Annotated in this window: 16 protein-coding genes; all 16 read right to left on the bottom strand. The window is 44.4% G+C overall.

Annotated features, from left to right (window positions below):
* Positions 1 to 2 precede the first annotated feature (2 nt).
* The 16 genes from BLR42_RS10410 to rpsO all read right to left on the bottom strand — a co-directional run bounded on the left by BLR42_RS10410 (position 3) and on the right by rpsO (position 17,783).
* A complete protein-coding gene (locus BLR42_RS10410; protein WP_091868825.1) occupies positions 3 to 893 on the bottom strand; it encodes a TlyA family RNA methyltransferase in 891 nt (296 codons plus the stop codon).
* Positions 886 to 2,754 carry a 1-deoxy-D-xylulose-5-phosphate synthase gene (gene dxs / locus BLR42_RS10405; protein ID WP_091868822.1) on the bottom strand — a complete coding sequence of 623 codons (1,869 nt, stop codon included), beginning with the start codon at positions 2,752 to 2,754 and terminating at the stop codon, positions 886 to 888. The genes BLR42_RS10410 and dxs overlap by 8 nt, the downstream gene beginning before the upstream one ends.
* Positions 2,755 to 2,814: 60 nt before the next feature.
* Positions 2,815 to 3,735, bottom strand: coding sequence for a polyprenyl synthetase family protein (locus BLR42_RS10400; protein WP_091868820.1), 921 nt, complete (start codon positions 3,733 to 3,735; stop codon positions 2,815 to 2,817).
* Entirely contained in the window at positions 3,735 to 3,959 is a 225-nt protein-coding gene (xseB, locus tag BLR42_RS10395) for an exodeoxyribonuclease VII small subunit (protein ID WP_026498100.1), read from the bottom strand. Before xseB ends, BLR42_RS10400 begins: the two co-directional genes overlap by 1 nt.
* Entirely contained in the window at positions 3,952 to 5,163 is a 1,212-nt protein-coding gene (gene xseA, locus BLR42_RS10390; protein ID WP_091868818.1) for an exodeoxyribonuclease VII large subunit, read from the bottom strand. Before xseA ends, xseB begins: the two co-directional genes overlap by 8 nt.
* Positions 5,156 to 5,554, bottom strand: a complete 399-nt coding sequence (gene nusB, locus BLR42_RS10385) for a transcription antitermination factor NusB (RefSeq protein ID WP_091868815.1) — start codon at positions 5,552 to 5,554, stop codon at positions 5,156 to 5,158. Before nusB ends, xseA begins: the two co-directional genes overlap by 8 nt.
* A gap of 17 nt (positions 5,555 to 5,571) precedes the next feature.
* On the bottom strand, positions 5,572 to 5,946 hold the full coding sequence (locus tag BLR42_RS10380) for an Asp23/Gls24 family envelope stress response protein (protein ID WP_022761940.1): 375 nt from the start codon (positions 5,944 to 5,946) through the stop codon (positions 5,572 to 5,574).
* 123 nt (positions 5,947 to 6,069) lie between these two features.
* Entirely contained in the window at positions 6,070 to 7,269 is a 1,200-nt protein-coding gene (locus tag BLR42_RS10375) for a mechanosensitive ion channel (RefSeq protein ID WP_091868813.1), read from the bottom strand.
* 191 nt (positions 7,270 to 7,460) lie between these two features.
* Entirely contained in the window at positions 7,461 to 8,960 is a 1,500-nt protein-coding gene (locus BLR42_RS10370) for a transglutaminase domain-containing protein (RefSeq protein ID WP_091868810.1), read from the bottom strand.
* Complete coding sequence (locus BLR42_RS10365) at positions 8,960 to 10,561, bottom strand: peptide chain release factor 3 (RefSeq protein WP_022761943.1); 1,602 nt, start codon at positions 10,559 to 10,561, stop codon at positions 8,960 to 8,962. Before BLR42_RS10365 ends, BLR42_RS10370 begins: the two co-directional genes overlap by 1 nt.
* Before the next feature lie 159 nt (positions 10,562 to 10,720).
* Positions 10,721 to 11,548, bottom strand: coding sequence for an energy-coupling factor transporter transmembrane component T family protein (locus tag BLR42_RS10360; RefSeq protein WP_091868808.1), 828 nt, complete (start codon positions 11,546 to 11,548; stop codon positions 10,721 to 10,723).
* On the bottom strand, positions 11,541 to 13,265 hold the full coding sequence (locus BLR42_RS10355) for an ABC transporter ATP-binding protein (protein WP_091868806.1): 1,725 nt from the start codon (positions 13,263 to 13,265) through the stop codon (positions 11,541 to 11,543). The genes BLR42_RS10360 and BLR42_RS10355 overlap by 8 nt, the downstream gene beginning before the upstream one ends.
* A gap of 7 nt (positions 13,266 to 13,272) precedes the next feature.
* On the bottom strand, positions 13,273 to 13,824 hold the full coding sequence (locus BLR42_RS10350; protein WP_091868804.1) for an ECF-type riboflavin transporter substrate-binding protein: 552 nt from the start codon (positions 13,822 to 13,824) through the stop codon (positions 13,273 to 13,275).
* A 24-nt stretch (positions 13,825 to 13,848) separates the two neighbouring features.
* Positions 13,849 to 15,000 carry a phosphopentomutase gene (locus BLR42_RS10345; protein ID WP_091868802.1) on the bottom strand — a complete coding sequence of 384 codons (1,152 nt, stop codon included), beginning with the start codon at positions 14,998 to 15,000 and terminating at the stop codon, positions 13,849 to 13,851.
* Positions 15,001 to 15,200: 200 nt separating this feature from the next.
* Positions 15,201 to 17,288 carry a polyribonucleotide nucleotidyltransferase gene (locus tag BLR42_RS10340; RefSeq protein WP_022761948.1) on the bottom strand — a complete coding sequence of 696 codons (2,088 nt, stop codon included), beginning with the start codon at positions 17,286 to 17,288 and terminating at the stop codon, positions 15,201 to 15,203.
* Between the two features lie 228 nt (positions 17,289 to 17,516).
* Entirely contained in the window at positions 17,517 to 17,783 is a 267-nt protein-coding gene (rpsO, locus tag BLR42_RS10335) for a 30S ribosomal protein S15 (protein WP_022761949.1), read from the bottom strand.
* Between the last annotated feature and the right edge of the window lie 490 nt (positions 17,784 to 18,273).

Genomic DNA, 18,273 nt, shown 5'->3' with positions numbered 1-18,273 from the left:
CCTTATAACTCCCCGTGTGCTCTTCCTACCGTCTCCTCAATAAGTTCCTTCATATCAGGCTCCGTTGAAAAACCATTGCCTGCACTCAAAACCTCTGACAGCAAATGAAGTCCCTCGCCTTCATTGATTTCAGACACCTCATCGTTTCTGCTCTCATCCTTTTTGATATAAAGAAGGTATTCTATATTTCCCTCCGGTCCCCTAACCGGTGAAAAATCGAGATTTAAAACCTTAAATCCGATTATGTGGGCAAAATCTATTACCTTGCAGATGACCTCTTTGTGAGTCTCAGGTTCTCTCACAACTCCCTTTTTACCTACCTTCTCGCGGCCAGCCTCAAACTGGGGCTTGATAAGACATACCATCTCTCCGCCATCCTTAAGAAGCTTTCTCGCGGGAATAAGTATTTTGGTAAGTGAGATGAAAGACACATCAACCGATGCAAAATCAAGATCATCATCTATATCATCTCTTGTAAGATATCTGAAATTGGTTTTCTCCATGCAGACAACGCGCTCGTCGGATCTAAGTTTCCAGGCAAGCTGACCATGTCCCACATCCACCGAGTACACCTTCACTGCTCCGTTTTGAAGCATGCAATCCGTAAAGCCTCCGGTGGAAGCTCCTATGTCCATGCATACAAAGCCGTCGAGTTTTAGCTCAAAGCTCTTCATAGCCTTCTCAAGCTTGAGACCGCCTCTGCTGACATAGGGGAGTTGTTCTCCCTTCACTTCAAGAGATGTGATTTTTGATTCATCAAAGGATGTTCCGGGCTTGTCTTCTCTCTGACCGTTTACAAAAACATCGCCTGCCATAATGACAGCCTTTGCCTTCTCACGGGAAGTGGCAAGACCTCTGGAAACCAGAATTACATCCAGTCTTTCCTTAGCCATCTACTGTTATTTCCTCATATTTTCTCATTACTTTTTTGGCAATCGACTCGGCATCAACGCCAAGTGCCTTATAGAGCTGATCACATGAGCCGTGAGTTACAAACTCATCCGGAAGAGCTATACAAAGATGATGAATGTCAATTCCCTCATCATAGATAAAGCGTCTTACCTGATCTCCGAAACCGCCGTTCTCAACGTTCTCTTCCATCGTAACTATAAGCTTATGCTTTTTCGCTGCGTCCCGCACATGCTCTCCGTCAATAGGCTTAGCAAATCTCGCGTTGGTAAGTGAACAATTGTAGCCTTTTTCAAGAAGTATCTCTCGAACTTTCTCCGCGGTTTTCACCATACTTCCCAATGCAAAGAGGATGATATCTCTCTCCTTGTACAATGGCTCTGCCTTACCCATCTCAATAGGTGCACGGAAGTCTGCAAGTCCATCGTATGCTGTCCCCCTCGGATATCTGATCGCCGAAGGTTCATCGAAAGCAATCGCGAACTTAAGCATGTCGGAAAGCTCCCATTTATTCTTGGGCGCCATTATATGCATATTGGGCATACTGGAAAGGTAGGACAAATCAAATATTCCCTGGTGAGTCTCACCGTCGCTTCCAACAAGTCCTGCCCTGTCTATCGCAAAGGTAACCGGAAGATTCTGAAGACAAACATCCTCCAGTACCTGATCGTAAGCTCTCTGTAAAAATGAACTGTACACCGCAAAAATCGGATGAAAACCGCCGACTGCAAGTCCTGCTGCAAAGGTAACCGCATGTTCCTCCGCGATTCCCGCATCAAAAAATCTGTCGGGGTACATATTCCTGAATCTCTTAAGTCCGGTTCCGTCCGCCATTGCTGCTGTAATTGCCACCGCCTTGGGCTCGCGTTCACCTATTTTGCACATAACCGTGCTGAAAATATCCTGATAATTGGCTGTTGTTCTGGGATTCCTTGGAATTCCGTTCTCAATAAGAAACGGCTCCGTACCATGGAAGCGCGCAGGATGCCTCTCTGCAGGTTCAAAGCCCTTACCCTTCTTGGTAACCACGTGAATCATAACAGCCTTACGAACCTTCTTAGCCTCGCGGATAGCAGCCCGCAGTGCTGTGATATCGTGTCCGTCGATCGGTCCAAGATATGTGATGCCGAGATTCTCAAAAACCATTCCCGGAACAAAGAGCTGTTTAAAACTGTTCTTTGCACGTCTAATTCCCTTGACCATCTTGGGACTGGAATTCTTAAGGGAGTTGTATATATCATCCCTCAAATTAAGGTATCCCTCATTGGTTCTTACAACATTGAGATATTTTGCCATTCCTCCAACATTCTCGGAAATAGACATCTCGTTGTCGTTTAGTACCATGATAAAATTCGTATCAAGCTTTGCCGCATTGTTAAGGGCTTCGTAGGCAAGGCCACCTGTAAGTGAACCATCACCGATTACAGATACGATGGTAAACTTCTCATCGGAGAGCTGTCTTGCTCTTACCATACCAAGTCCCGCTGATAAACTGGTGGAACTGTGGCCTGTGTCAAAGCAGTCACACTCCGACTCCGATCTCTTGGGGAATCCACTCATCCCACCGAATTTCCTCAGATTATCAAAGCCGTCCTTACGACCGGTTAAAAGCTTATGTGTGTAGGACTGATGTCCGACATCCCAAATAATTTTGTCCTTCGGAAGATCTAGTTCTAAGTGAAGAGCCATGGTAAGCTCAACCACGCCAAGGTTTGATGCCAGATGTCCACCGGTCACACTTATCTTTTCTATGAGAAAATCACGAATCTCCTGAGCAAGCTCTCCCTGCTTGTTTTTCGGTATTTTCTTTATGTCGTTTGGTTTCTTTATACTGTCGAGTAACATGTTAATCCTCATCCGTCAGCTTCGCTGACACCTTCTCCATAGGAGAAGGCATAAATGTTATCACTTTTGTCTTGAGATCATCCACTTTACAAGAGGTATCAGGAATTCTTCGCTGCCATCGTATTTTGAAAGGATGGAGGCTGCTTCGTCCGAAAGCTTCCTGACTTCTTCTTTTGATTCTTCAAGTCCGTGAAGTGTCACATATGTAGTCTTCTCATTCTTTTCATCTGAACCGATCGGCTTTCCAAGCTCCGCTTCGTCGCCCGTAACATCAAGAACATCATCCTGAATCTGGAAGGCAACTCCTATTTTCCTCGCAGCCTGTTCGATATCATCAAGCGCCTTTTTATCGGCTCCTGCGAGAATCGCTCCTATCATCATGCTGCTCTCAAGCATTGCAGCTGTCTTATTCTCATGAATGAAAATGAGTTCCTCGGAGGCCGCTGCAGCCTTTCCCTCAGCCTCTATGTCTGCGCACTGTCCGCCGACCATTCCGTATATGCCGGCTTTCCTGGCGAGGATTTCAAGTGCCTTAGCTCTCCTGTCACTGATATCTCCGTCGAAGGGATCGGTATTTGTTTTGCATAAAAATACCTTCAGAGCGGTCTCGTATGCATAATTTAAAAGTCCGTCTCCTGCAAGAGTAGCCATTCCCGCACCGTATACAACATGCGTGGTCTTCCGGCCTCTTCTGTATTCATCGTTATCCATCGCCGGCAGATCGTCGTGCACAAGAGAATAGGTGTGGATCATCTCAATAGCCGCCGCAAAGGGAGCTACAAGATCCTTGTCCTTTCCGGAAAAGATCTTAAACATCTCTAGCATCAGAACCGGTCTGATTCTCTTGCCACCTGCCATGACACTGTAATTCATGGCTTCGATTACTTTTTTCTGATAGCCTTCCTCAGCGGGAAGAAAGCTCTTTATGATATCCTCTGCTTCTGCCGCTCTGCAATCCAGCATCTTATCAAAATCGGACATTACTCAAAATCCTCCGTGCTGCCGTCAGCCATAACCTTCTGAACCTTTTTCTCAACCTTGTCGATGGAATCGTTACAGTATTTAAGCAAATCCATGCCTTCCTTGAAGAATTTAAAGGATTCCTCAAGAGTGACATCGCTCTTTTCAAGAGCCTTGATGCGCTCGTCTACTTCAGCGAAGGCTTCTTCTATTGTGATTTCTTTTTCTTCGTTTTTCTTAGCCATATTTTCTCTTCTCCGCACCTATAACTTCTGCCCCGATAACACCGTCGCTGACATTTATTTCAATCTTATCGCCGGGCGAAACATTTTTGATGCTCCTGACATTTTTGCCTTCGGAATCAGCCACATAGGAAAATCCCGACTGCAGTTTATCAAGGGGGCTGAGCGCTTTCAGCCTCTCTATATCGACATCCAGGCGATGCCTGTTGTCCCTTATGCGGTCTGTCATCAGGCGCTCAAGTCTGTCAGCAGCCTGCGCAGCTCTCATTCTCTGGTCGCGTATTCTCGCCTCCGGTGAAAGGTGTTCCAAAAGGCGTCTATCGGAAGCTGCCTTCTCTCGAAGTCTCATTATCCTGTCGTTCATCATGCGGGTAAGAATATCGCGGTAGGCATCGATATCCTGAAAAAGCAGATCGATCTCATATACCGCCAGTTCTGCCGCTGCAGAAGGTGTAGGTGCTCTTAAATCAGCCACATAATCGGCAATCGTAGTATCCGTCTCGTGACCTACTGCCGAGATGATGGGAATCGGACAATTAAAAATCGCTTCCGCTACAACCTCCTCATTAAATGCCCACAGATCTTCAATAGATCCGCCGCCTCTTCCTACAATGATCACATCAACATTCATTGCTGTGAGAGTTTCTATACCGCGGACTATACTTTCCTTCGCCTGATCTCCCTGAACTATTGCGGGATATAGATATATCTGCACATAGGGATTTCTTCTGGTGGAAATATTTATAATATCTCGCACAGCCGCGCCTGTAGGAGCTGTCACAACCCCAAGCGTTTTTATATGCTTTGGTATCGGCTGTTTATATTCATTGGCAAACATTCCGCGCTCTGACAGCTCTTTTTTCAAGGCCTCAAAACGCTCAAACAAAGCACCTGCTCCATCCAGTTCAATTTTTCTGGCATAAAGCTGGTACTTCCCGTCCCGTTCATATACATCTATTGATCCGGTCACGCAGACCTGTTGGCCCTCCTTCATACGGAATCTAAGCCCCGTAGCAGCACTCCCGCGGAACATCACACAAGAAATCGCTCCGGACGCATCCTTAAGCGTGAAGTAGATGTGACCGGAGGAGTGATATTTGCAGTTACTGACCTCGCCCTTCACCGTAAGTGATGAGAGCAGGAAGTCCTGCGTGAACATATTTTTAATATAGGAATTTATCTGCTCAACTGTATATACATTACGCAAGTTTTGCCAGCACTCCGTTTACAAAGGAAGAAGCGCCGTCCTGGCCGAATTTCTTGGACAGCTCAACTGCCTCGTTGATTGCTACCCCTGTGGGGATAGATTCATCGAATTTAATCTCATAGACAGCGAGTCTCAGGATTGCGAGCTCCACTTTTCCGATACGCCCTGTATCCCATCCCGTTGTTACTTCATTGATGAGCTTGTCGATCTCGGGGAGCTTCTCTGCGATGCTCTCGTAGCGCTCCTTAACATAATCAACATCCTTAGCACTCATCTCTATGTCGCTTGTTTCAATGAACAGGTCCTCCTGCTCACGCATCTCCTCGGGTGTATTGAATTCTACACGAAAAAGAAGCTGAAAAACCTGTTCTCTAAGTTCTGATCTTTTCATAATATCCTCTGTAATCCTTAATCAGGCATCTTGATGCCGGCAATACGTACGTTGACGTCAGTAACACTAAGTCCTGTCATGCTCTCGATGGAGCTCTTAACCTTATCCTGGACCTGCTTACTTGTAGCGGGAATGTTGTAGCTGTAATCCATAAGAATGGACATATCCACGCGTACCTTACCTTCATTCAAAAAGATCTTGGAACTCTTCTGGATGTTCTTCGGACCTGCCTTATCTATATTTTCACTGGTATAACCACCTGCCATCTCACTTACTCCGTCAATCTCAAGAGCAGCAAGCGCAGCAATCTTGGCAACAACGTCGTCAGCAATTTTTACAGAGCCGATTCCCTTAGCCTTTAATAGTGTATTATTCTGTACTTCCTTTTCCATAATAATCACGTTCCTTTCATACTGAAATCCTTATAATTATACAAGATAGAAAAGCGGAGGGCAACTTTTTATGTATACCCTCCGCCAAAGCTTCAATATGTTTTTTCGTAAAATTTCGTGCTATTATTTGTCGCTCTTTTTGTTCTCTTCAATGTACTTGTCGAGCTTATCAAGCTGCTTTGTAGCGAATGCCTTTCCGCCGATACCGAAGGAAATTGCAAATGCAACAGCAAGTGCTGCAACAATGATAATGAATGCTGAATTAACGATTGTAGTAGCAATTCCGAGCTGGTTGAGAACCATGAAAATGCCGATTACAAAGATAACTGCCTTGGAAACAAGTGCATAGCCGTCCATTCCGTTCTTCTTAAGAGCCTTCTCTGCAAGGATTGCAGCAAAGTATGTAAGTGTAAGAACGATGATAGCAGCAAGGGCCTTAGGCATATAGCCGATAACAGCAGCACCGATGTCTGTAAGGAGTTTAAGGTCTACTACTGCAAAGCCCTGTACGATGAACATGATGTTGATAACAACCTGAACAACAGTACCTGTAACCTTTGAAAGAACGAACTTCTCTGTCTTACCCTCTGTTGCGTCTGTGAGCTTCTTATCAATGCCTGTTGAAGCAAGGAGCTGAGTAACGATCTGACCTGCGAATCTGCCGATAAGGTAGCCGACAAATACAACAAGGCAAGCTACTACTATGCGAGGGATGTATTCAACAACAACTGTGAGCATGCTTACAGCGGGTGCTGTGATAGCGTCAATCTTAAGAACGTTGAGTGCTACGATGAAAACAGGGATCATGATAAGAACATATACGATGTAAGCAAGTGTATATGAAAGCTTAGCTGTGTCCTTAACCTCAATGCCTGCCTTAGCCTGAAGCTCATCAACCTTAAGTCTTGCAAATACAGGAACAAGAAGTGTTCTTACTGTTGTAGCGATAAGGTTACCTACAAAGATAACGATAAGTGCTGCAAGAACGTTGGGAACATATCCCCAAATTGTGTTAAGCAGTCCCATTACAGGAGATGTAACACTGTCAATTCCCAATGTGTTAAAAATCTGTGGAATAAAAAGTAAGAATACCAGGAAGTAAACAAGCTTACTGATGTAAGTAATTGTAACTCCGGGTCTCGGACCATCTGCTCTGGAAACAATGAATCCAAGCTTAGTGTGTGTCATCAACTTAATGATGAGTGTCTTGGCAATTGAAGCCGCGATGTAGGCTATAAGCAGGATAACAAGCGCTACTATCACTTTCCCCAGGCCCCCAAATATGCCGGTCATGAAACTAGTAACATCGAACAAATTAAACATACCATTTCCTCCTTGGTGTTTATATAGTTACCCGGTCCTTACGAATGTATGAAAACATGTAGATAATCATAAAAACCGAACGATACAATTTTACCACCGGGGAACGCTCTAATCAAGGAAATATCTGTATTCGCAAAAAGAAACTTCGTACCAAAAATGCAATTTCCAGCAGCATTTTAAAGTACGAAGTTTTAATATAACCAGATTATAAGAATGTATTGTTCATCAAAGGTCGTATATGAAACTGTATTATTTGAGCCCTCCATATATCCGAATACCTGCTGATCGGTTATGAGCCTTCTTATGAATTCGTCGTATACGGCTCTTGTACTGCATTTTATCGTGACATTGTTACTTCCGTCGGCGTATCTTCTTGAGAAAAGATTCCCCAGCGCAGTCATGTCATTTTCCGTAAAGTACTCACCTTCCCTTACGTAATAATTGTTGCGCATTGAAGTGCAATCCGGCATTGGAAGCGTCTCGGATATGGTATGTGTCTTACTGATATCCTGGGTTGTACAGCACAAATAGGTGTAGTTGATCAGCGGAAGTTTTTGCGAATCAGCTCCTCCGCTCTCATACTTCTGATAAGAGGAATCTCCCCAGGTCGTATCGACGTAGGTATACTCTCCGTCAGCATATACAAGGTTCCAGGCGTGGCCGACACCATTCACTTTGCCTGTGACCATTGTGGTCGGAACCCCAAGTTTATTAAGAATATACTGCGTAGCCTTGGCATAGCCCTGGCAGACCGATTTTCCATATAAAAATACCGAGCAGATATTCTGATTATCCGGCGCACTCGCGTCGTATTCAGTATTGGTTATAAGATAATCATAGACATACTTGACCTTCTCATAATCATCAGCATCCTGCGGAGCTCCTGCCAGACAGGTATCCACATATGCATCGATTTTGGCCTGACGTGAGTCAATCTCCTCGTCGCTGTATATGTAATTGCCGGTAAACGATATCTTCTTCAGAACTCCTGCTACTGTATAGCGGGTGTAGGTATAACCGTCCATATAGAAAAGTTCGGGATGATCGGCAAGTACAAACTGACATACCACATCGAGAACCTCTTCATCAAGTGTTGATACAACTACGTCCTCGGCGCGTCTCTCAATAATTCTAAGAAGCTCGACGTATAAGGTCTGTCCTTCCTTTGTCAGGTGTTCATAGGCGTAGTTGCCCTGCTGAGCCTTCTTTAAATCCTCTATATCAACTACAGATAAACCGAGGGATTCTCTCTGCGCCTGCTGGAAGGAGTCACTAAAATAGGTTGTCGCATCTTTCCCCTGTTCCTCGTCGGTTTCCTCAACATCCTTGCGGCGTCCTGTTCTTCCTGTCTCCTTCTCAATCTGAGTGATGAGATCATCGATAGCCTGGTTAACCTTATCGGGATCAAATGTACCTGAATGGGAGGCATCGTCATTAGAGACTTCAACTGAATCTACAGAAGCGTCGGTTGTAGGGGCATCTGAAGCTTCTGCCTCCGCGGCTGCAGGTTCAGATTCTGCTGCTACTTCTTCTCCTACCAAAATCTCTTCATCGGAATTAATAAGATTGTTGGCCTTAAAAAAATCCGTGACCGAATCATTACATCCTGTCAGAAATGCCGCCATAAAAACGGATGCAAAAAAGACAGATGCTTTCCCTATTAAGTTTTTAAAACATCTGTCTCTTCTCATTAGTTTTTCCTAAACTCGCTAAGCGATAATCCTTTGTTTCTGTCGAGAACCATCTGGGGACTCCACTCGTTAATAAAGATAAGAAGCGGTCTTCCGTTCATATCCTTTATCTTCTTCATATCAGAGGTGCCCACAAGTGAATTCATGTCGACATCCTCGTTATCAACCCAACGTATATACTCATATGGTAACATATCCAGGATAATTTCGACATTATATTCGTTCTCAAGTCTGAATTTAAGTACGTCAAACTGAAGTACGCCGACAACGCCTACGATGATCTCCTCCATTCCCATGTTGAATTCCTGGAAAATCTGGATAGCACCTTCCTGCGCAATCTGCTCAATGCCCTTGACGAACTGTTTTCTCTTCATGGTATCAACCTGACGAACCCTTGCAAAGTGCTCGGGTGCGAAGGTCGGGATTCCCTCATAGGTTACGGAATCCTTGGGCATGCATACCGTATCACCGATTGAAAAGATACCGGGATCGAATACACCCATTATATCACCTGCATAGGCCTCACTTAAAATCTTACGCTCATCGGCCATAAGCTGCTGAGGCTGTGAAAGTCTGAACACTTTTCCTGACTGAACATGCTTAACTTCCTTGTCAGCATCGTAACGTCCGGAGCATATTCTCATGAAGGCAACTCTGTCTCTGTGTGCCTTGTTCATATTGGCCTGAATCTTGAAAACAAAAGCTGTAAACTCATGCTCCTTGGGATCGATAACCTCTCCCTCTGAATCAGTTCTTCCGCTCGGAGGTGTTGCCATCTGGAGGAAGTTGTGAAGGAAGAGCTCAACACCGAAGTTCTGAAGTGCAGAACCGAAGAATACAGGCGTAAGCTTACCTGCTCTGACCTCTTCAAGATTAAATTCAGCACCTGCACCGTCCATAAGCTCGATCTCACCCTCAAGATTCTCAAGCGCTTCCTCACCAATTGTGGAAACAAGCTGATCCCTGTCTTCCATAGGGATTATGGTCTCTGTACCTTCCTTTGTTCCCTTCATTGTATCCTGGAAAGTTACGACATGCTTCTCCGCTCTGTCATAGATTCCCTTGAAGTTCTTACCTGATCCGATAGGAAGGTTCATAGGACATGTAGCAATTCCAAGGTGATCTTCGATATCATCAAGAAGCTCGTATGTATCCATCGCATCTCTGTCGAGCTTATTTATAAATGTAAAGATCGGAATATGTCTCATGGTGCAGACCTTGAAAAGCTTCTTAGTTTGGGGCTCAACACCCTTACTTGCATCAATGACCATGACTGCGGAATCAGCAGCCATAAGTGTTCTGTAAGTATCCTCTGAGAAATCCTGGTGTCCTGGTGTATCAAGGATATTGATGCAGCAGTCCTCAAAGTTAAACTGAAGAACTGAGGATGTAACCGAAATACCTCTCTGTTTCTCAATCTCCATCCAGTCTGAAACGGCGTGCCTTGCTGTAGCCTTACCCTTTACGGATCCCGCAAGATTGATGGCTCCACCGTAGAGGAGGAACTTCTCTGTGAGTGTGGTCTTACCTGCATCGGGGTGGGAAATGATTGCAAAGGTACGTCTCTTATTTATCTCTTCTGTGATCTGGTTGTTACTCATTTTAAAACCTTTCAAAAAAACGCAAAAATTACTATTACTTCCAAAATATCTGCCGTGCGCTCATAAAAAAATATCTCACCTATAAAAATGCGCACCCAACCTATTTTAAGGAAAGGTGCGCGTAAAGTCAATTACTGACTTAATCTATTTGTATTTTCTCTATAAAAACGGGTTATAGAACCTGCTACCGTTTATGTGCGTAAGTGTAATCGATGCCACCAAAAGCAATGCACATACGACGATGCAAAGATAGTCTATCAATCTGAATTTCCTCTCCATATACCAGGTTCGCTTTTTGTTTTTCCCAAAACAGCGAAGCTCCATAGCATTCGCAATTACTTCGATTCTGTCCATGCTGCTTAGTACCAGCGGAATCAGAATTGAAGAAGCCGACTTAAGCCTGCTTACAAGTGACGCTTTTTTACTAAGCTCTATCCCTCTGGCCTGTGATGCCTGGCTAATCTCGTGATACTGTTTCTGTATGTCCGGTATGTAACGAAGTGCCAGAGCCACAGAATAGGCAACGGAATACGGAACTCCTATCTTATTAAGCGACGCCGCAAATTCGCTGGGATTTGTGGTGCATACAAACAGCAGCACAAACGGAATTGTCGCAAAGTACTTCAGAATATAATTGAGCTGAAAAAACAGCTGCTCCGCGGTGGGCGCGAAGTATCCCGATAGTCCAAAAAGAAGGGTTGTACTGCCGTAAACTCCGCAGCCGTGGCGAGGCGAAAACAGATAAACCAACGTTGTACTCAATGCAAGATAAACCAGTGTAAATACAAGCATAAAGGTTACATCCTTAAGTTTTATCCTGCCTACAGGGAAAAGCGCGACTCCCAAAACCGACATAACAGCAAGAAGTCTCGTGTCATATGTAGTCATGGCGGCAAGGCTCCACAAAAGAAGACACACCAGCTTGGTAGCCCCTGTAAGCTCATGAATCGGAGACTCTCTTTCTATATAATTAAAAAGATTATTCATCCCATAATCCTCTCACATTCTCTCGCTCATAGTCGATAAAGTCCTGAACAAAGGTGGCAGCATCTTCAATACCGCACAAATTTGCCAGATCGTAAAGACTGGTCTCTTTAAGGCTTGCCCTGTCGACAATTTCAGAATCAGTCAGAATCTCTGCACAGGTTTTATCCGCGATTATCTTCCCGCCGGAAAAGACTATGCCTCTGTCAGCATATTCCAGCATAAGATGCATATCATGAGTTATCATGATTATCGTGATTCCCTGCTGATTCAGCTGTCTCAAAAACTCCATGATTTTGGTGTAATGCCTATAGTCCTGTCCTGCAGTGGGTTCATCGAGAATAAGCACCTTGGGCTCAAGCACAAGAATGGAGCAAATGGTAACTCGCTTCTTTTGTCCATAGCTAAGCGCTGATATAGGCCAGTTTCTCATCGTATAGAGTCCGCAGATTTTGAGCGCTTTTGTGACCTTTTCCTGAACCTCTTCCTCCGGGACTCCCCTGAGCCTTAAGCCCATAGCGACTTCGTCCATTATCATGACCTTGGAGATCATCTGATTCGGGTTCTGCATTACATAGCCCACATAGGCTGCCCTCTCCTTGATAGACAATGCGGAAAAGTCGTTGCCTTCAAAGAATATCTGCCCTTCATCTTCGTTTTCCATTCCGCAGATAACCTTGGAAAAAGTGGATTTCCCGGCACCGTTGGTTCCGACGATTGCCACCATTTCACCCTTAGAAATCGCGGTGGAAATATTGTCAAGGGCCCGTTTTTTCATCTTTTCATAAGTAAAGGAAAGTCCTTTTGTTTCAAGGAGCTTTTCTTTAGATAAAGGCTTTTTATCCTTGTGAACCTCCTTCATAAACTTCTTAAGCTGAGCTTTGTCAGTATCGGAAAGAACAAGATTTTCTATGGAAGAAGGTCGCATTTTGCTCTCTATACTCACTCCTGCATATTTAAGAGCAGTAAGATACAGCGGCTCTCTTACTCCGCATTCGGAAAGGAGCCCTTTTGAAAGAAGCTCATCAGGACTTTCATCTGCAACTATATGTCCCTCCTGCATCAGAACAATTCTGTCAACACTTCTGTGAAGGACATCCTCAAGACGGTGCTCAATTATGATAACCGCAGCACCTGTCTTTTTTTGAAGCTCGTCGATAAGTTCAATTGCCTGTTTTCCCGTCCTGGGATCAAGATTTGCGAGAGGCTCATCAAACAAAAAGAGATCCACATCGCTGGCAAGAACTCCTCCGACGGATACTCTCTGCTTCTGCCCACCGGAAAGCTCCCCGGGCGCGTGAAGCAGAAAGTCCTTTAGATTCAGAGTTGTCGCAACTTCATCCACTCTCTTTCTCATATCCGGAAGAAACACACAGTCATTCTCAAGAGCAAAAGTCAGATCTTCCGCAACAGTCATCCCTACAAACTGGGCATCACTGTCCTGAAGAACAGTTCCCACGATATGCGAGATATCAAAGATTGACATTTCCTTCGAGTCTTTACCGTTTATCAAAAGAGAGCCGGTGATATCACCCTTATAGGACGACGGAATAAGACCGTTTATAAGACTTCCCAGAGTGGACTTACCGCAACCGGAAGGCCCCGCTACAAGCAGCTTTTCGCCTTTTTTTATTTTGAGGTCAATATTATAGAGCGTAGACTTAGCCTGCGCCCTATATTTAAATCCAAGATTCTTAAATTCCAGTATATATTCGCTCATATTATAATCAGTTTTCTTCCGTAAGGCTGCCCTTCTTCGGGATTGCCTTAGAATATGCTATGCAAAGAATTGTTCCAATAATGGCAGTTGTAATGATGTTAATGATAGCGCCGGTGACACCCTGAACAAATACCTTATTTGCAGGTTCCTGGAACATAAGGATGTCCAGGATCGGTGCAACAACTATCCATGAAATAGCATGTGCAATAGCCTGACCTACGTTAAAAGTGATAATACCCTTTGTACCGAACTCACCCTCATCTATCTTCAGTTTCATAGTTACGATTCCCATGAGGCAACCAAATACCGATGAAGCGATAACCCAGCTCCACCATACTCCCCAGCCGTAACTGAAGTCGATAAAGAAGTGTCCGATAAGGCCTGCGAGAGCTCCCGGAATCGGTCCGAAAACAGCAGCTATAAATGCAAGCAGACCATACTGGATTGAAATGTTAGTGTTGGGCACAGGACTCGGGATTGCAACGAATCTTCCGAGCACAAAGAAAAGTGCCGCACCGATACCAATAGCTACAATTGATTTTACCCCTAGTTTTTTCATACTTCTTCCTCCTAAATATACGTTTTATAGCATTGATGTTCCTTCAAACTCCGGTTTAATTCCAAAGTAGTCAAGAACAGTGGCTCCTATATCAGCGAAAGTACTTCTGGTTCCGAGGTTCTTCGGTGTTACATTCTTGCCATACATAATGAAAGGTATGTATTCCCTGGTATGATCCGTGGTCTTCTGGTATGCGGGATCACAGCCATGGTCAGCTGTCATCATAATGATGTCATCATCGCGAAGCTTAGCGACCATCTCGGGAAGCTTGTTATCAAAGTAATTAAGCGCCTTTGCGTAGCCGTCGATATCTCTTCTGTGTCCGTAAAGCATATCGAAATCTACCAGATTCACAAAGCAGAGTCCGTCGAAATCCCTGTCCATATATGCGAGTGTCTTTTCGATTCCATCGGCATTGCTCTCGGAGAAAACAAACTCCGTAAGGCCTTTTCCTTCAAATATGTCTCTTATCTTACCAACTCCCAGAACATCCTTGCCTGCTGCCTTCAGCTGATCAAGCATGGTTGTCTTCGGAGGCTCAAGTGAATAATCGTGTCTGTGAGGAGTTCTTGTATAATTGCCGCTTGTACCGACGAAAGGTCTTGCAATTACACGTCCCACGCCAAGGTCTCCCTGAAGCATTTCTCTTGCAATATGGCAATACTCATAGAGGGTCTCCAGCGGAACTATGTCCTCATGTGCTGCAATCTGGAACACACTGTCTGCAGATGTATAGACGATAAGATTTCCTGTCTTTACATGTTCATCGCCGTAATCATTGATTACCTGAGTGCCTGAGTAAGGCTTATTACAGATAACTCCTCTTCCGACGCGCTTACTGAATGCATCCAGGAACTCCTGTGGGAATCCGTCGGGGAATTTCGGCATGGGTTTGGGTGATATCACACCTGCGATTTCCCAGTGACCTGTCGTTGTATCTTTATCCTTACTTGCCTCCTGGCATTTGCCATAAGCTGCTGTGGGATTGGGAACGGAAGGCACACAGTCAACTCCATCAATATTGAAAAGTCCCATCGCTCCCATATTAGGCATGCTGAAATACTTGCTGGTAGCGCATGACCTTATTGTATTTACATCAAAATCTCCGTACTCTGCAGCATCGGGCTCTTCTCCGACACCAAAGCTATCAAGCACTATTAGAAAAATTCTTCCCATATTTGTATCCTCCGGAAAAATTAGAAATAGTAGGTAAATCTTTCTTTCCTACCCTATTAGTTTATCATGAAATAGTATCAAAACATTATAATTTTTTGATAAAATGAGTTTTTTCCATATTAAAAGAACTGAGAAAATGATTCAAGGTCACTTTCTCAGTTCTTCTTATTTTGTATTTATCGCAGCAAATCTGCTTTTGATTATTTCTGTGCAACATCCTTCATTGAGAAGCTGATTCTGCCCATACGATCCTTGCCAAGGCATACAACCTTAACCTCATCGCCAAGAGTAAGAACATCCTCAACGTGATCGATACGCTCGTTAGCGATCTTGCTGATGTGTACCATACCCTCTTTACCGGGTGCAAACTCAACGAATGCGCCGAATTCCTTGATGCTTACAACTTTTCCTGTGAAGATCTGGCCCTTCTCGAAATCTGTTGTAATGATATTGATCATATCAATAGCCTGCTGCATCTTACCCTTATCTTCACCGCAGATGCTTACCTTCCCGTCATCTGTGATGTCGATCTTAACGCCTGTGCGGTCGATGATCTCGTTGATCGTCTTACCTCTCTGACCAACAACATCGCCAATCTTGTCAGGATCGATCTCTATAGAGATGATCTTGGGAGCGTACTGGCTAACTTCCTTACGAGGCTCAGCGATAGCCTTGCTCATGCACTCATCCATGATGAAGAGACGAGCTTCGCGGCACTGTGAAATAGCCTGAGTTACGATATCCTTTGTAAGACCGTGGATCTTGATATCCATCTGGATAGCTGTGATACCTTCCTTAGTACCTGTTACCTTGAAGTCCATGTCTCCGAAGAAATCCTCAAGACCCTGGATATCTGTAAGTACTACGAAATCGTCATCTGTATCGCCTGTTACAAGACCACAGCTGATACCTGCAACCATCTTCTTAATCGGAACACCTGCTGCCATAAGTGACATACATGATGCACATGTGGAAGCCATTGATGTTGATCCATTAGACTCAAAGGTCTCTGATACGCAGCGGATTGCGTAAGGGAACTCTTCCTCTGAAGGAAGTACAGGGAGAAGCGCTCTCTCTGCAAGTGCACCGTGACCAATCTCACGACGTCCGGGTCCTCTTGAAACCTTTGTCTCACCTACTGAATAAGCAGGGAAATTGTACTGGTGGATATATCTCTTACCTGTTACGAAAGGATCAAGTCCCTCAACCTTCTGCATCTCTGAAAGAGGAGCAAGAGTTGTTACGTCACAGATCTGAGTCTGTCCACGTGTGAACATAGCACTTCCGTGCACTCTCGGAATAAGATCAATCTCTGCTGCAAGAGGACGGATCTGATCAAGTGCTCTTCCGTCAGGACGCTTGTGATCCTTGAGGATCATCTTACGTACTGTCTTCTTCTCATACTGATAAATAGCCTCTCCGAGGATTGCAAGCCACTCCTCGTTGTCAGCGAACTTCTCTTCAAGACGAGCTGTGATCTCAGCGATGTTAGCCTCACGCTTCTGCTTCTCATCTGTGAATACAGCGTTCTCCATCTCTTCCTGAGGAACAACTTCCTTGATTGCTGCAAAAAGCTCTTCCGGTACTGCGCAGCTAGCATACTCGTGCTTCGGCTTACCAACCTCTGCAACAATGCCCTTGATGAACTCGATGAGCTTAAGGTTTACATCATGTGCAAGGTAAATAGCTTCCTTCATCTTATCCTCGGGAACCTCGTTACAACCTGCCTCGATCATGATAACCTTCTGACCTACTGAAGCAACTGTAAGGCGCATATCACCCTTATCCCACTGCTCCTGTGAAGGGTTGATAACGAACTCGCCATCGATAAGTCCAACCTGTGTCATAGCGCAGGGGCCATCGAAAGGAATATCTGAAATAGAAACTGCTACAGATGCACCGATCATAGCCACAAGCTCAGGTCTGCACTGTGTATCTACAGACATAACCATAGTCTCAATTGTTACATCGTTGCGGTAGTCCTTAGGGAAAAGAGGACGCATAGGTCTGTCGATAACACGGCTTGTGAGAATAGCATTCTCAGAAGGCTTTCCCTCGCGCTTATTGAATCCTCCGGGGAACTTACCGATAGAATAGAATTTCTCACCGTACTCTACGCTGAGAGGGAAGAAATCAATTCCGTCTCTGGGCTTGTCGGAAGCTGTTGCTGTACAAAGAACGGTTGTATCGCCGTACTTCATGAATGCGCATCCGTTAGCCTGTTTTCCTACCTTGCCGATCTCAATTGTAAGAGTTCTTCCTGCAAGTTCTGTTGAAAATGTTTTCATGTTTTTCTCCTTCTCGCGCCATCCTCGGGCGCATTATGTATATAAAAATAGTTATTTATATTAATCCCTCATCCGGCACTTCGTGCCACCTTCCCCCCAAGGGGAAGGCACGAAGGTATTAATAATTCCACATTTTAAATTGAAACCATTTTTGTCTTGAAAAAGAAACAAGGCGGAACAGGCCGACTATTTCTAATCGGCATCCCCGCCCTATTCTCCCATCGGAAATTATTTTCTGAGTCCAAGATCAGCAATAAGCTTACGATACTTCTCAAGATCCTTCTTCTTAAGGTATGCAAGAAGAGCACGTCTTCTACCTACCATCTTAAGAAGACCTCTTCTTGAGTGGTGATCCTTCGGATGTGTGTTAAGGTGCTCGTTGAGCTCCTTGATTCTGGTTGTAAGAATAGCAACCTGAACCTCCGGTGATCCTGTGTCGCCAGCTGTTCTAGCGTACTGATTGATAACCTCTGTCTTCTTTTCCTTTGTAATCATGTTTCATTCTCCTTTAATTACAATGTGCCGAATACACAGAAGCGGCTGGAGTATCCTACCTCCGAGTATCGGTAATAACGTTACTGTTCCTCATGCGAGAAACCAATTGATTTTAACACAGTAAGCACTAAATGTAAAGTAAAGGCCACTGTCATTTAGGGTTGTTTCATGAAGAAGTTTTTGTGCAGGAGAATGCCATAATCAGGTGGAGTAGTTGCTTTTTGAGATGTTATTATCCTATATTCAGCATAAAAAAGCGCATAGTTATCCCTATGCGTCATCAAAAGGAGTAAAGGTATTGTTATTCTCAAAAATCAATACATACTGGGAATTGGTTCAAAAATAAACTTTGCCACACATGTAAGATCCGAGTCCACTTCATCCATTATATCTATCATCTGTATCCGGTTCACAGGATCTTCTAATTGCATCAGCCTTGCTACGTTATATGATATTTTTCGCAAAACGGATAAAGCATCTTTGCTCTGTC

This window comes from Butyrivibrio sp. INlla16 (assembly GCF_900104155.1).
Taxonomy (GTDB): Bacteria; Bacillota; Clostridia; order Lachnospirales; family Lachnospiraceae; genus Butyrivibrio.
The sequence above is the reverse complement of the archived record's forward strand: the minus strand, read 5'-3'. Positions and strand labels throughout refer to the sequence as shown.

What these genes read in the sequence shown, in the direction of transcription:
- BLR42_RS10410 (WP_091868825.1), bottom strand. Translation starts at nt 893, where the DNA reads ATGGCTAAGGAAAGACTGGATGTAATTCTGGTTTCCAGAGGTCTTGCC.
- dxs (WP_091868822.1), bottom strand. Translation starts at nt 2,754, where the DNA reads ATGTTACTCGACAGTATAAAGAAACCAAACGACATAAAGAAAATACCG.
- BLR42_RS10400 (WP_091868820.1), bottom strand. Translation starts at nt 3,735, where the DNA reads ATGTCCGATTTTGATAAGATGCTGGATTGCAGAGCGGCAGAAGCAGAG.
- xseB (WP_026498100.1), bottom strand. Translation starts at nt 3,959, where the DNA reads ATGGCTAAGAAAAACGAAGAAAAAGAAATCACAATAGAAGAAGCCTTC.
- nusB (WP_091868815.1), bottom strand. Translation starts at nt 5,554, where the DNA reads ATGAAAAGATCAGAACTTAGAGAACAGGTTTTTCAGCTTCTTTTTCGT.
- BLR42_RS10380 (WP_022761940.1), bottom strand. Translation starts at nt 5,946, where the DNA reads ATGGAAAAGGAAGTACAGAATAATACACTATTAAAGGCTAAGGGAATC.
- BLR42_RS10375 (WP_091868813.1), bottom strand. Translation starts at nt 7,269, where the DNA reads ATGTTTAATTTGTTCGATGTTACTAGTTTCATGACCGGCATATTTGGG.
- BLR42_RS10370 (WP_091868810.1), bottom strand. Translation starts at nt 8,960, where the DNA reads ATGAGAAGAGACAGATGTTTTAAAAACTTAATAGGGAAAGCATCTGTC.
- BLR42_RS10365 (WP_022761943.1), bottom strand. Translation starts at nt 10,561, where the DNA reads ATGAGTAACAACCAGATCACAGAAGAGATAAATAAGAGACGTACCTTT.
- BLR42_RS10360 (WP_091868808.1), bottom strand. Translation starts at nt 11,548, where the DNA reads ATGAATAATCTTTTTAATTATATAGAAAGAGAGTCTCCGATTCATGAG.
- BLR42_RS10355 (WP_091868806.1), bottom strand. Translation starts at nt 13,265, where the DNA reads ATGAGCGAATATATACTGGAATTTAAGAATCTTGGATTTAAATATAGG.
- BLR42_RS10350 (WP_091868804.1), bottom strand. Translation starts at nt 13,824, where the DNA reads ATGAAAAAACTAGGGGTAAAATCAATTGTAGCTATTGGTATCGGTGCG.
- BLR42_RS10345 (WP_091868802.1), bottom strand. Translation starts at nt 15,000, where the DNA reads ATGGGAAGAATTTTTCTAATAGTGCTTGATAGCTTTGGTGTCGGAGAA.
- BLR42_RS10340 (WP_022761948.1), bottom strand. Translation starts at nt 17,288, where the DNA reads ATGAAAACATTTTCAACAGAACTTGCAGGAAGAACTCTTACAATTGAG.
- rpsO (WP_022761949.1), bottom strand. Translation starts at nt 17,783, where the DNA reads ATGATTACAAAGGAAAAGAAGACAGAGGTTATCAATCAGTACGCTAGA.